Source organism: Bacteroidota bacterium, assembly GCA_018692315.1.
Lineage (GTDB): Bacteria > Bacteroidota > Bacteroidia > Bacteroidales > JABHKC01 > JABHKC01.
Genome location: JABHKC010000224.1, coordinates 1 through 11,892, shown reverse-complemented (window position 1 = coordinate 11,892; position 11,892 = coordinate 1). Strand labels below are relative to the sequence as shown.

Here is an 11,892-nt window from a genome sequence, read left to right as displayed (position 1 = left end):
TCTGAAATTTGTTGGTCAGGGGCATTACAAAGATGTGCTTGCTTACCCATTTCAAACAGCCTCATATACTATTTATTCACAACAGTGTTTATTTTAATTGTGTTCATGAGCTCCCTTTGGTCGGTTCTATTCGTCAGTACTGGAGTTTGTAGTCTCGCTTCCTTCAGATGTAGCTTCGCAGCTACCACCCCCAGCGACTTACTAACAGGCTTCACCAACCCAGCCTGTAAGAGACTTTCACTCTCTGGAAATATATAATGCCCACCCAGATTGAATATCAATTATTATTTCACCGGACGAAATGAATAAATACCTTCGAACGATTATTGTTGCGCCGATGACTACAACATCACTTAAATATCCGACTAGAATTGAAGTACAACACGACAAAAAAATTGGCTGGATTGTAATTGACCAAATTCGGACTATTGACAAACAGAGAATCGTTAGAATTTTAGGAAGATTATCACAAGCTGAAATAAAAGAACTGAAATCTGTGACAAAAGAGACTTTTGTAGATTGAAAAAAACTATGGTTAACACCTTAGAATATTATAGTAGCGAGGAACTTATGAGTCTGGTTAAGTCCTGATAAAAATCGGGATATTGAACTAAACCCAAAACATCGGGTTTTGGTAATTATTTCCTATATGTAATGATTCCTTTAATCTCTAACACTTATAGTAGTGTTTTTTTGCAATGCTTCGCCAGCAATTGATTCGTATAGTTTTAAATATTTATTAAGGATATTTTTCGATTGCTTTTTTTTGTTTACTATAAACTTTTTGGTAGAAATTGTAAAACTCATATTATCATCTTCATCAATTATTTCATCCTCAACAAGTTCTCTTCGAAAAACATTTTCGATATCATCAGAGTTTCCTATTTCCAGCAATTCTTCAGATAGTTCGGTAAGTTCTTGCTCAAGTTCTTCTAGTTCTTCTAGTTCTTCTAGAAGTTCAATTTCTTCAATCTTGTCGTGTAGCTCCACTTTCAAATCATCCATTTCATCCGCAAAATCTTCAAATTCTTCTGCAAAATCCTCAAAAAAATCTGCAAACTCTTCGTGAATAAAATCAAAATCCTCTTCAAAATTCTCAAAATCAAAGTCGAATTCAAAATCATGGTCGTTATGATAAAACATCGAATCTGAAAAATTGAAGTCTTCAAAAGCCTCTTTGTAAACCAGCATAGCTTCTTGGTGGGCATTTTTTATTTTTTCCATATCTTCTTCCGAAAGGGCTATTTCTTCGCTTGCATTTTTATACACCTCTATGGCTTCGAGATAGGCATTTTTTAACTCATCAAAATCGTAATCTGAAAAATAATAATGGTAACCGGTTTTACTATTTGCTTGATTTCTGTATTCTTCATATTTGTCTTTAGGCACAGGAATCCCATTTTTCCTTACTTCCAAAATTTTTCCATCACCATCCATTTCAATTCTAATCTCCTCATTTTTTTTAACATGAGTTTCATGAATATTACTTGTAATTGTATCCTTTTCTTTTATCGTATCTTGAAGTAGTTCAACACTTTCTAAAAAAATAGCATTCTCATTTTCATGTATTTTCAGATTAAAATCATTCTTTAAATCATTTGAAAATGTCGTTGAAGGTTGGCAATAATTAGTAAAATTCACCAAAGATTCAGGCAGATCGGATGTTTTAGGTGAAAAAGCAGAATTTATAAGCAATACAGAAATTGTTAAGAACAATAAAGTAATACCAATTACTCTTCCTTTTCCATGGGTCGAAGATAAATGTTTAGTTTTCATACGTTTAATTCGTTTAATTAGGTTATTATTTTTGATTAATGCGGGTGCAAATTTTGGGGAAGTCTGTGAAAAATTGTGCAATTCTACCAAAGCATTTTGAAGTGGCTTAGCAGTACCGCAAGCTTTCACCGTAACATCATCACAACAGTTTTCTCTCTCTGATTTTATAATTGAATTTATCCATAAAAATCCAGGATGGTAGAAAAAAACGACCTCAAAAAAAGAAATAATAATATTTATTATAAAATCATTTCTTTTGATATGGGCTAACTCGTGAAGAATAATTGCTTCAACCTGATCGTATGGAAGAGAATTTAACATAGCCACAGGTAAAAAAATAATAGGTTTAAAATAACCGATTATTATTGGAATTTGGGTGGCATAAGATTCAAATATTTCAACTTTTTTATTGATTTTCAATTTTTTCTTTAGCTTCTCAAAATTTTGAATCCACTCGTCTGAAATTGAAATTGATTTTTTTGTCCTCAATCGAAAAATTAAAGCAAGACCTCCGAAATATCTAATTATTAATACAAAAATGCCTATAAACCAAAATGTTACAATTACATGTAGATAGCTGTTTGTAAAATCTATAATTTCTGAAAAAATATAATTATCAATATCATTTTGATTAATATTTCCAGAGGAAGTTAAGCTCTTTTGCGAAAAGTAGTTCTGCGAATTTAGAATTTGGGAGTTATAAGAATTAGTTGATAAATCAGAATTATAGTTTTTATAAATATTTGCAAACGAAAGTGAAACAATCAAAACACACAAAATAGCTGATGTTACAGCCATTCTGTACAAAAAATCAGAAGACTGCTTCTTATATAAAATCAAAAAAATCTTTAGGAGGATGGCTATCAACATAACTTGCCAAATAGAATGTATTAATGTCCAACCAAATATTTTGATTAACTCGTTGCTAAAGAAGGCATTTATTATATTCATGATTTCTCTTCTTCAAGATCATTAATAAACTTTCGTATTTCTTCCAATTCCGATTTTGATGCCTCATGGTTTCCGAGAGCTTGCATAACAAGATTTTTTGCAGATCCGGCAAAAACACCATCAACCAGCTTTTTTAGCAATTGGTTTTGTGTGTCTTTTTGTTCGATGGCGGCAGAGTAGATATGTGTTCTGCCATCTTTTATCCTTGAAACCAAATTCTTATCTGCCATGATTTGCATTATTTTTAAGCTTGTTGTGTAACCAACTTGTTTGTTTTTGTTTAATTCGTCATTCACAAATCTAACCGAGCTTGCACCGCATTTCCATAAGATTTGAAGTATCTCAAGTTCCGATTCCGTAGGTTTCAACTTTTTCATTTTCATATTACAAATTTCTATTTGCAAATATAATACGAAACATTTCGTATTTCCAAATTTAATTACGAATATTTTCGTATTTTATTACAAAATTATTGATATTTTTTTTATTAACTTTAAATACAAATTGTGAAATGCAGGCTATATGCAGGTTTTGCAGATGTATCGAAATTTTATAAAATGTAGATTTATAACTATTGAAACATATTTTTCCAATAGTTTTAAAAAGTCCTTTAGGATAGATTAAATAGATTAGTTGACTGAAACAAGCTCAAAATCCTGAACAGTTTTTTCTTCCCCATTCACAATAATTGCAATTCTGTGTTTGCCTAAGTAATGTTTGCGAGTAGTTCTATTTACAAATGAATGTTTTTTAGTAATTGAAAAAGTGCCCTGCTCATAGGTTTTTTCTGATATTTGAAATATCTTCCTTGAAAGTTTTCCGTTTGCCTTCATAAAATCCATTCCGTATTCTAAGCGAATTTTGCTATATTTTTCGGCTTGTAATTCTAATTGAAATGAAAAAACAATTTCTTCACTAATCTGAACTGTTTTTTTATCGAAAATCAAATTTCTAACAATTACATTTTTCGCATCTTCAAAACCAAAAATCATTAAAGCACGACTATTGCCAGCCTTCAACAAACTTCGGCAAGCATGTTTAACAATCCAATCGGTATTTTTTGAAAGGCCATACCAATTTTCACAAACATCTAAAACCAAATCGGGATTATCTTTCGAAATATCGTTCAAATTATTTGCTGCACTTTTTCTTACAAATTCAGACTCATCGCTTTTAAGTTTTTCTAAAATTGGAAAAATTAAGGTTGGATCTTTTTTAAAATCAGGTAAAGCCATTGCCCAAGGCAATCTCGGACGACAACCTTCACTCGCAAATCGTCTTTGGTTCTCATTTTTACTTTTGGCAAGATCGCTCATAAACTCCATTGTTTTTTGCGGATCTTTTTTCAAAAATGGTCGAATAGCAAATTCCGATGAAGAATATTTCGTAAAAATAGCAAGTGCTTTTAAAGACAAATCAAAATGCTCCATCCCATATACTTCAACAAAGTCAGGCAAAGTCATTGCTTCAAATCCTTTTATGAAAGGCGAAATTTCTATCAAAATATTCACAGCCTCCTCAAAATTTTCTGGCAATGTAGATTTAAGCGAAATTGACAAATGTCTCATTTTTTCTTTCAACTCAAAATCCTTCCAATTCTGGCAATAAACAAGTTTTAGAAATTTGACTTTGTCAAAACCTTTAAAATTTTTCAATATTTGTTCTGCAAATAAGTTTACAGAATCTTCGGTAAAAAATATTTCTTTGAGTTTTGTTGCCATTATTTTAGATGTTAATCTATTTTATCTTTATGAGGAATAATTTTTCGAATAGTTCCGGGAGTAACTAAATTCCAAACTCGTTCATGCAAATAATAAACAAACATTTTAATAAAAAGCTCAATTCCTCCAATAAGAAATGCGATTTCCGGTTTGTCTTGCATAAAAATATATACAATTAAAGTAGTGATTGATGAAGCTAAAATACGCCATGTTATAGATTTAATAATACTTCTGAGATGAGATTCTCTTGTTTGTGCTGATTTTTTCATCTTATATTTTCAAATAAAGTGTTAACAATTTTAATGAGGATTTGGAATACTGCTTTATAACATATTCAAATAACACAATTCCAATTTTTTAATTTCTAAACAAAATCCAAAATAATTCTCACCAAAAATATATATATTTTTCAATTATTATTAAAGATTTAAAATTTTTATACAAAAGCAGTAATTGCATTTCTATATTGGTAAAAATTCAACACATTTTTTCACTTTTCTATATTAGAAAAACAGTTGTAGCAATTTTCTAAGTCAGATGAAAACTCAATTTCTATTTAGTTTTTCTGAAAGGCAGTGTATAAAGTTATAACTTCGTAAAGAAGAAAAACTATAAAAAGCACTAAAAAAGTAACAAGAAAAATAGCTGCATTTTCTTTGTCGAGAAAAATATATGAAACTAAAAAAATAAGAAATACAAATATTTTTATAGTTAGGGTAAGCATGAAATATCTTGTAAATTTTGCCATTTCGTTTTTTCCGATTCTCACCAACATAATTTGAATTATAGCAGTAATTAAAATGAAAAGAGCTAATAGAAATGGAAATACCGGCAAATAAAAATTTTTAAGAATTGTTGTGTAGAAAATCACACTTAAAGTGATAAGAATAGCTGAAAAAACAATCAATTTTGTAATAATAGATTTAAGGGATTTTTGCATCGATATTTATTTTAACAAATCTTTAATGGTATAATATATTGACAAGGCAACTGCGAGAATAGTAAAAATTAGAGTAAATAGAGGGAATTCGAAGCTAAGGAATTCGTCAAGCTTTATTCCACCGAAAACGCCAATCAAGATTATAGTCAGCATTTGGAATGCAATGCCGCTATATTTTGCATAATTATTTAGAGAATTTTTCTGTTTTTTGTTTTTCATTAATTGGGCTTTTACTATCCATATTGCAAGTACCGGTAAAAACAGAACCCGGTTCAATAGCAAGTTTATTAGTAATAATGTCGCCATAAATTTTTGCAGTAGTTTTTAATGAAAGCAAGTCAGAAACCAATATTTTTCCGTTGATTGTTCCCGAAATATCTGAATTCTTGCAATTTATTTCTCCGGTGATTGTACCTGTTTGACCTACCACTAATTTTCCTTTAGTAGAAATATTTCCTTTCAAAATTCCATCAATTCGTAAATCGCCGCTTGAGGTAATATCTCCTGTAATTTTAGTGCCTGTACCTATAAGATTAATAGTATTTGAATCAAGCTCGGTATTTTTTGCCATTGAATTTGTTTTTTTGTTTTTCGCAAACATTATTAATTATATTCATTAAATAATTTGCAAAAATATGATTTATTTGTATTTTTTGAAACAAATATTGGCTTTTAGCTTTTAGCCAACAACCAGCAGCTAAAAACCAACAGCCAACACAAAAAAAAAGAGGAACTATTTTTAATCCCTCTCTTTTCTATATCTGCAAAATTATGCTATTTTATTCTCTGTCGCGACGAATAATTTATCTTCAATGCCTGAGCTTTTCGCAATTCTTGCTTTACATCAGACACTACTCCCATTTTTGTTTCCTCATCGACTTTTAATGATGTGAACATAAATGGAATTTCTGCTTCGTCTTTTGCTTCTCTTTCGCTTGTTATAAAATCCTGAATATCCTCAACTTTTGAAAAAACATCGTTTAGCTGAATTCTTGGTTCAGTTCCCCAAAGTTTTTGAAATTTCTTCTTAGGTGCACCGATATATACATAACTCACCAACGATTTTTTCTCAAGTTTTTTTATCTCAGTTGCTTGAGGTAAAGTTACATCTATCTTCAAATCGTCTTGTTTCATTACAGTTGTTACCATAAAAAAGAACAAAAGCATGAAAACAATATCAGGTAATGAAGCGGTTGAAATAGCCGGGCTACCTCCTTTGTCTTTTCTCCCAAATTTTGCCATAATTATTTTCCTCCAATATTTTTAGGTTCAGCTTCCGAAATTCTTTGCGGATAAACTTTTTTAACAAGTTTCTGCTCATTCTTTTTCAAATCGTCATATTTCGCACCAAATATTTTCATAGACAATCCATTTCGTAATTCATTGTAGGCTGAAATAAGTTCATTTTGCACCTCAATATAGGTCTTATAAGATGTACCTCTATCATTTTGCAATGAAATTACCGCCATTTTTGCTACCGACAAATCGCCAAAAGTTTTGATTGCTTTTTTATATAATCCTGCTTCTTTTCCATTTCCTTTGTCTATTGCTTTCTCCATTTTTACTGAAAGCAATTCCATTTGAGGTAATTCATCACTGTTTTCAGGATTTGATATAAACTCAATTGCTTTTTCTTTTATATCAATTATCTTAGTCAATTTCCCTTCAATCTGAACCTGATTCAAAGTGTTTATCAAAACTATGAAAACATTTCGTTCCTTGATAGGTGGAGTATCTTCAGGCTCCTCATCAACCGGAGGAGGAAGTTTTCGGGATAATCCGGAATCAACATCCATTGTTGTGGTTACTAAAAAGAAAATAAGTAGTAAGAAAGCTATATCGGCCATCGAACTTGCACTAAATTCTCCTGCATCTCTTCTTGCCATAATATGTTTTTATTAAAAAGAGTTAAAATAATTGTTCCGTTTTTTGAACGAAACAAGATATACTATTTGAATGCTTTAGAAACAGCAGAATATATCACAGAAACAATTGCCATAATTCCAACAATATAGGTGGCAAATAATCCTGTTCCTACTTTTCTTGAGAAACTTTGTGCAGCTTTGGTAGTTTCAGCATTCACTAAACCTTCCTCCCCATAGAAAAACTTCTCCGAACCATGAAAATTCATTATTTCATCGGAAGCAATATAATAGGATAAAAATACTATTATCACTAAGCCGCCAATAACAATTAATGATTTTATTGCATTCTGAGGATTTGTAATCATAAATACAAGTGTAAAAATGATAGAAGTTACAGCAGCAAATCCGATAAGAATATATACCCAAAAGAGAGCTGCATCAAGAGCAGGACCAATGGCTGCCAATTTCTCTGAAAATGGTGCCTCGCTATCAAATTGTCCTCCTGCGTAAAAAAGGTATATCGCAAAAACTACCGATATAGCTAATAGAGCAATTGATAGGATTAATGAAACTTTTTTGAGCATAATTACTTATTTTTATGATTAAATTTAACTAAAATGTCTATCAATGAGATAGAAGCATCTTCCATATTGTTAACAATTCCATCAATTTTTGCTACGATAAGATTGTAGAATACTTGAAGAATCATAGCAACAATAAGTCCGGAAACTGTTGTAATAAGTGCCACAGAAATACCTCCTGCAACAAGTGATGCAGAAACATCACCGGCAACTTTAATTGCATCAAAAGCTTCGATCATACCAATTACCGTACCCATAAAACCAAGCATTGGTGCCATAGAGATAAATAGCGAAATCCAGGTTAATCCTTTTTCAAGTAATCCCATTTGAACGCTTCCGTATGAAATTACAGATTTTTCTACCATTTCTATTCCTTCATCGGAGCGATCTAAACCTTGGTAAAAAATACTTGCAACCGGACCTCTTGTATTTCTACAAACCTCTTTTGCTGCGTCAATTCCACCCGAATTTAGAGCATTTTCAACATTTGACAGTAATTTCTTTGTATTTGTTGTAGCTAAATTCAAATATATTATTCTCTCGAAAGCTAATGCAAGACCAAGAATTAAAGCTAAAAGAACGAATGTCATAAAACCCGCTCCACCTTCAATAAATTTTTGTTTTACTTGTTGATGAAAACCAATTTCTTCTTCAACTACCGGAGTATCAGCATCTGTACTTTCTTCTATTACTAGATCGGTGGCTTCTGCTTGTGTCGTATCAACAATAGTTGAATCGGATATTAGTGAATCACTTTCTACGTCTTGTGCAAAAGCATTTTGCGATGCTCCTATACATAACAATCCGATAACTGCGAAAAATGCAAATAGTTTTTTCATTTATTTTTAATTTAAGTTACAATTAATTAACAGTTTATTATTAAATTTATTATTTCCTATTTCTTGCGGAGAGGAAGGGATTCGAACCCCCGGTACCGCTTCAAACAGCACACACGCTTTCCAAGCGTGCACCTTAAGCCACTCGGTCACCTCTCCAAAAAAAAAATTCAAAAAACGCTTTATTTTTGAGGGCACTAAAGTATAAAAAGTATTTTATCTAAAAAAAAACATTTATCAGTTGAAATTAATATTTTATACCATCATATTAAATGCTGAATTTTACACTTTAGTATATCAAAATTAAAAATCATTTATAATGGATAATTGGAGAATATTTTTGAAAGAATCTATTTTTTTGTGTTATATTAAAATCTAAAAATTAGATTCAAAAATTACAAATAATTTACATATCTAAAATAAGTAAAATATGCTGTATGACTTATTTTACAGGAATATCAGAATGGGAAATAGAAATTTGCTTTGGCAATAATCCTTGAGTATTTCCACCATGCCGTATTATATCTCTAACAATAGAAGAATTTATTGGTGTATGTTCTGGTTTTGTAAGTAAAAAAACGGTTTCAATTTCGGGACGCATGGTTTTGTTTACTTGGGCAATTGCTCTTTCATATTCAAAATCGGCAGAAGTTCGTAAGCCTCTCAAAATATACTGAGCTCCTACCCTTTTGCAATATTCTACTGTAAGTTCCATGTATTCATCAACGGCAATTTTTTCTTCGTTTTCGAAAACTATATTTATCCATTCTTTCCTCTTTTCTAATGAGAAAAATCCGGGTTTGTTCGAATTATATCCAATTGCAATAATTATTTTATCGAATATCGACAATGCCCTTCTTACGATTGATTCATGACCAATTGTAAAAGGATCGAAAGAGCCGGGAAAAATTGCTATTTTTTTCATAAGTATTATTTTGAAATAAATAAGTTTTCGAATTTAACTAAAATTTAGAACTTTCAGAATTGTTAATTCTTACCAATAAAAAAGACCTATCAAAACAATTTCGATAGGTCTTTTTATATAATGTAGTTTGTTTTTATCTTTTTGGATTTTTCAATAAACTTTCAAGAGTTATATGCAATTTCTGTCCTCTTAGGTTTTTTGCTAAAATAATACCATTTCCATCAATCAACACGTTTGAAGGTATTCCTCTAACTCCGTAAATACCGGCAGCTTCGCAGTCCCAATATTTTAGGTCGCTTACATGATAATCCCAATTTAAATTATCTTTCTTAATGGCTTCTACCCAAGAATCTTTAGAACGGTCTAATGAAACTCCGTAAATAGTGAAGCCGTTTCCATTTTTGAATTTTTTGCTTTTGTAAGTATTATAAGCACTTACTACATTTGGATTTTCCATTCTGCAAGGTTTGCACCATGAAGCCCAAAAGTCAATCAAAACCATTTTTCCTTGCAAATCTGATAGTTTTAATTCTTTTCCATCGGGAGAATTATATGCCAATTCGGGAGCTTTGTCGCCTACATTTAAACCTACTTTAACTTCAGCGGTTTTTTGTTGCCATTCAATATTTTTATTTACAAATCCGGCTACAACTACAAAAACCAAAGCTGAAACCAAAACAATACTTACTTTCTTCATATCTATAATTTTAAACAATTTTTGCGACAAATGTATAAAAAATAAAACGGCATTTCTCTATTTAACTTTTTTTAACCTTCATGTTTCTTTCCTGGTAATGTTTTCTACTATTTCTATTAGAATAAATCTTTGGCAGAAGTTTTACCATAGAACACAGCTAAACAAGATAAATTTCCTTTTCATTTTTTGGAATTACCTCAGCAATAATTTCGGAATGTTCTTTTCCTGATTCTCTTAAGACTTTTAAAACTGTTTGAGAAATTTTTTCGGGCACTGCAATCAACATTCCTCCAGATGTTTGTGCATCGAATAGCAACATTTTTTGTTCATATTTTACTTTTTTGTCGAAATTGCAATAAGGATTTACAAACTCTTGATTTCGGAACGAAGCACTTGGAATACAGCCCATTTCGGCAAGTTTGTATGCCTCGTCGAACAATGGCACCGAAGCCGAATTTATTTTTATTGAAACATTACTTGCTTGAGCCATTTTCAAAGTATGACCTAAAAGTCCAAAACCGGTAATATCTGTGGCAGATTTTATATGAAATTTTTGCATTATTTCAGCCTCAGTTTTGTTTAGCTGCTTCATTGAATCCAAAACAGCCTGATAGTTTTTCTCAATGACTTCAGCTATTTTCTTGCCGGCCATCACAACTCCCGAGCCAATTGGCTTTGTAAGGATTAATACATCCCCCGGTTTAGCTTCTGAATTTGCAATTACTTTTTCGGGTTGAACAATTCCTGTAACAGCTAATCCGTATTTTGGAATATTATCTGAAATAGTGTGCCCCCCAACTAAAACTCCGCCAGCTTCAGCAACTTTCTCTTGCCCACCTTTCAAAATATCCTTTATAGATTTTATTGGCTGATTTGCAGGAAACATCAGTAAATTCATTGCGGTAAGCACTTTACCTCCCATTGCAAAAACATCGCTCAGAGCATTTGCTGCTGCAATTTGCCCAAACTCAAACGGGTCGGAGCAAACCGGCGGAAAAAAGTCGACTGTTTGAATCAGTGCAATTTCATCGCTAATTTTATAAACCCCGGCATCGTCATGCGTTTCAATATCTACGAGCAAATTTTTGCAATCAATTTTCGGCAGATCTTTTAGTGCAGCAAATAATTCTTTGGCAGGCAATTTTGCCGAACATCCACCATTTTCAATATTTTTTAGTAAATCGAATTTCATAAATTTTCTATCTGTCAAATATTTTATAAGCTATGCGGAATTTTTCTAATATTTCTCCGATTTTATTAATGTTATTTTCATCTTTTTTAAGCCTGATAGCCATTCCACAATTCGATGATAAATCTCTTGGAGTGGGAATTATCTCAAGTTTCAATTTTGCCTCTATCAATAATTTTTCAGCTTTTAAAACTTTGTGAATAGATTCGAATATTAGAACTATTTCGTTTCCCACTACGTTTATTTATTGATTATTGATTATTTAAATATGACTGAAGTTTCCTCAATTTTCCTCCCAAATTATAGATAGCTGGCTATCAGGGATTTTGGGTTTAGTTTTATAAATTAGCCCATATTTATTATCAAACAGATAATTAAAGATACCATCTGCCATGGCATAGCTATAGAAAG

At 31.3% G+C, this 11,892-nt stretch carries 16 protein-coding genes and 1 tRNA gene; 1 reads left to right on the top strand and 16 read right to left on the bottom strand.

The window, feature by feature from the left end; genetic code table 11:
• Nucleotides 1-301: 301 nt before the first annotated feature.
• The gene (locus tag HN894_16390) at nt 302-523 is read left to right on the top strand and encodes a type II toxin-antitoxin system PemK/MazF family toxin (protein MBT7144903.1); all 222 of its coding nucleotides are present in this window, start codon (nt 302-304) and stop codon (nt 521-523) included.
• A 140-nt stretch (nt 524-663) separates the two neighbouring features.
• Here HN894_16390 and HN894_16385 read toward each other — a convergent pair whose 3' ends face one another.
• From HN894_16385 to HN894_16310, 16 genes are all read right to left on the bottom strand, one after another.
• Nucleotides 664-2,727, bottom strand: coding sequence for a M56 family metallopeptidase (locus HN894_16385; protein ID MBT7144902.1), 2,064 nt, complete (start codon nt 2,725-2,727; stop codon nt 664-666).
• Nucleotides 2,724-3,110, bottom strand: coding sequence for a BlaI/MecI/CopY family transcriptional regulator (locus HN894_16380; GenBank protein ID MBT7144901.1), 387 nt, complete (start codon nt 3,108-3,110; stop codon nt 2,724-2,726). Before HN894_16380 ends, HN894_16385 begins: the two co-directional genes overlap by 4 nt.
• A 246-nt stretch (nt 3,111-3,356) precedes the next feature.
• Nucleotides 3,357-4,448, bottom strand: a complete 1,092-nt coding sequence (locus HN894_16375; protein MBT7144900.1) for a DNA alkylation repair protein — start codon at nt 4,446-4,448, stop codon at nt 3,357-3,359.
• Between the two features lie 11 nt (nt 4,449-4,459).
• Nucleotides 4,460-4,717, bottom strand: a complete 258-nt coding sequence (locus HN894_16370) for a DUF2061 domain-containing protein (protein ID MBT7144899.1) — start codon at nt 4,715-4,717, stop codon at nt 4,460-4,462.
• 287 nt (nt 4,718-5,004) lie between these two features.
• On the bottom strand, nt 5,005-5,388 hold the full coding sequence (locus tag HN894_16365; protein ID MBT7144898.1) for a hypothetical protein: 384 nt from the start codon (nt 5,386-5,388) through the stop codon (nt 5,005-5,007).
• Nucleotides 5,389-5,394: 6 nt separating this feature from the next.
• Nucleotides 5,395-5,607 carry an AtpZ/AtpI family protein gene (locus HN894_16360; protein ID MBT7144897.1) on the bottom strand — a complete coding sequence of 71 codons (213 nt, stop codon included), beginning with the start codon at nt 5,605-5,607 and terminating at the stop codon, nt 5,395-5,397.
• Complete coding sequence (locus tag HN894_16355) at nt 5,573-5,959, bottom strand: polymer-forming cytoskeletal protein (GenBank protein ID MBT7144896.1); 387 nt, start codon at nt 5,957-5,959, stop codon at nt 5,573-5,575. Before HN894_16355 ends, HN894_16360 begins: the two co-directional genes overlap by 35 nt.
• A gap of 203 nt (nt 5,960-6,162) precedes the next feature.
• A complete protein-coding gene (locus HN894_16350) occupies nt 6,163-6,630 on the bottom strand; it encodes a biopolymer transporter ExbD (GenBank protein ID MBT7144895.1) in 468 nt (155 codons plus the stop codon).
• A gap of 2 nt (nt 6,631-6,632) precedes the next feature.
• On the bottom strand, nt 6,633-7,274 hold the full coding sequence (locus HN894_16345; protein MBT7144894.1) for a biopolymer transporter ExbD: 642 nt from the start codon (nt 7,272-7,274) through the stop codon (nt 6,633-6,635).
• Between the two features lie 62 nt (nt 7,275-7,336).
• Nucleotides 7,337-7,837 (bottom strand): hypothetical protein, encoded by a 501-nt coding sequence (locus tag HN894_16340; protein MBT7144893.1) that lies wholly within the window; start codon nt 7,835-7,837, stop codon nt 7,337-7,339.
• A 2-nt stretch (nt 7,838-7,839) separates the two neighbouring features.
• Nucleotides 7,840-8,673: a MotA/TolQ/ExbB proton channel family protein gene (locus HN894_16335; protein MBT7144892.1), complete on the bottom strand. Its 834-nt coding sequence runs from the start codon at nt 8,671-8,673 to the stop codon at nt 7,840-7,842.
• Between the two features lie 66 nt (nt 8,674-8,739).
• Nucleotides 8,740-8,829 (bottom strand) — tRNA-Ser (locus HN894_16330).
• Between the two features lie 283 nt (nt 8,830-9,112).
• On the bottom strand, nt 9,113-9,595 hold the full coding sequence (gene coaD / locus HN894_16325) for a pantetheine-phosphate adenylyltransferase (GenBank protein ID MBT7144891.1): 483 nt from the start codon (nt 9,593-9,595) through the stop codon (nt 9,113-9,115).
• A gap of 133 nt (nt 9,596-9,728) precedes the next feature.
• Nucleotides 9,729-10,292: a TlpA family protein disulfide reductase gene (locus HN894_16320; protein MBT7144890.1), complete on the bottom strand. Its 564-nt coding sequence runs from the start codon at nt 10,290-10,292 to the stop codon at nt 9,729-9,731.
• Nucleotides 10,293-10,449: 157 nt separating this feature from the next.
• Nucleotides 10,450-11,484, bottom strand: coding sequence for a selenide, water dikinase SelD (gene selD, locus HN894_16315; GenBank protein ID MBT7144889.1), 1,035 nt, complete (start codon nt 11,482-11,484; stop codon nt 10,450-10,452).
• 7 nt (nt 11,485-11,491) lie between these two features.
• The gene (locus HN894_16310) at nt 11,492-11,716 is read right to left on the bottom strand and encodes a DUF3343 domain-containing protein (protein MBT7144888.1); all 225 of its coding nucleotides are present in this window, start codon (nt 11,714-11,716) and stop codon (nt 11,492-11,494) included.
• Nucleotides 11,717-11,892 lie beyond the last annotated feature (176 nt).

What these genes read in the sequence shown, in the direction of transcription:
- HN894_16390 (MBT7144903.1), top strand. Translation starts at nt 302, where the DNA reads ATGAATAAATACCTTCGAACGATTATTGTTGCGCCGATGACTACAACA.
- HN894_16385 (MBT7144902.1), bottom strand. Translation starts at nt 2,727, where the DNA reads ATGAATATAATAAATGCCTTCTTTAGCAACGAGTTAATCAAAATATTT.
- HN894_16380 (MBT7144901.1), bottom strand. Translation starts at nt 3,110, where the DNA reads ATGAAAATGAAAAAGTTGAAACCTACGGAATCGGAACTTGAGATACTT.
- HN894_16375 (MBT7144900.1), bottom strand. Translation starts at nt 4,448, where the DNA reads ATGGCAACAAAACTCAAAGAAATATTTTTTACCGAAGATTCTGTAAAC.
- HN894_16370 (MBT7144899.1), bottom strand. Translation starts at nt 4,717, where the DNA reads ATGAAAAAATCAGCACAAACAAGAGAATCTCATCTCAGAAGTATTATT.
- HN894_16365 (MBT7144898.1), bottom strand. Translation starts at nt 5,388, where the DNA reads ATGCAAAAATCCCTTAAATCTATTATTACAAAATTGATTGTTTTTTCA.
- HN894_16360 (MBT7144897.1), bottom strand. Translation starts at nt 5,607, where the DNA reads ATGAAAAACAAAAAACAGAAAAATTCTCTAAATAATTATGCAAAATAT.
- HN894_16355 (MBT7144896.1), bottom strand. Translation starts at nt 5,959, where the DNA reads ATGGCAAAAAATACCGAGCTTGATTCAAATACTATTAATCTTATAGGT.
- HN894_16350 (MBT7144895.1), bottom strand. Translation starts at nt 6,630, where the DNA reads ATGGCAAAATTTGGGAGAAAAGACAAAGGAGGTAGCCCGGCTATTTCA.
- HN894_16345 (MBT7144894.1), bottom strand. Translation starts at nt 7,274, where the DNA reads ATGGCAAGAAGAGATGCAGGAGAATTTAGTGCAAGTTCGATGGCCGAT.
- HN894_16340 (MBT7144893.1), bottom strand. Translation starts at nt 7,837, where the DNA reads ATGCTCAAAAAAGTTTCATTAATCCTATCAATTGCTCTATTAGCTATA.
- HN894_16335 (MBT7144892.1), bottom strand. Translation starts at nt 8,673, where the DNA reads ATGAAAAAACTATTTGCATTTTTCGCAGTTATCGGATTGTTATGTATA.
- coaD (MBT7144891.1), bottom strand. Translation starts at nt 9,595, where the DNA reads ATGAAAAAAATAGCAATTTTTCCCGGCTCTTTCGATCCTTTTACAATT.
- HN894_16320 (MBT7144890.1), bottom strand. Translation starts at nt 10,292, where the DNA reads ATGAAGAAAGTAAGTATTGTTTTGGTTTCAGCTTTGGTTTTTGTAGTT.
- selD (MBT7144889.1), bottom strand. Translation starts at nt 11,484, where the DNA reads ATGAAATTCGATTTACTAAAAAATATTGAAAATGGTGGATGTTCGGCA.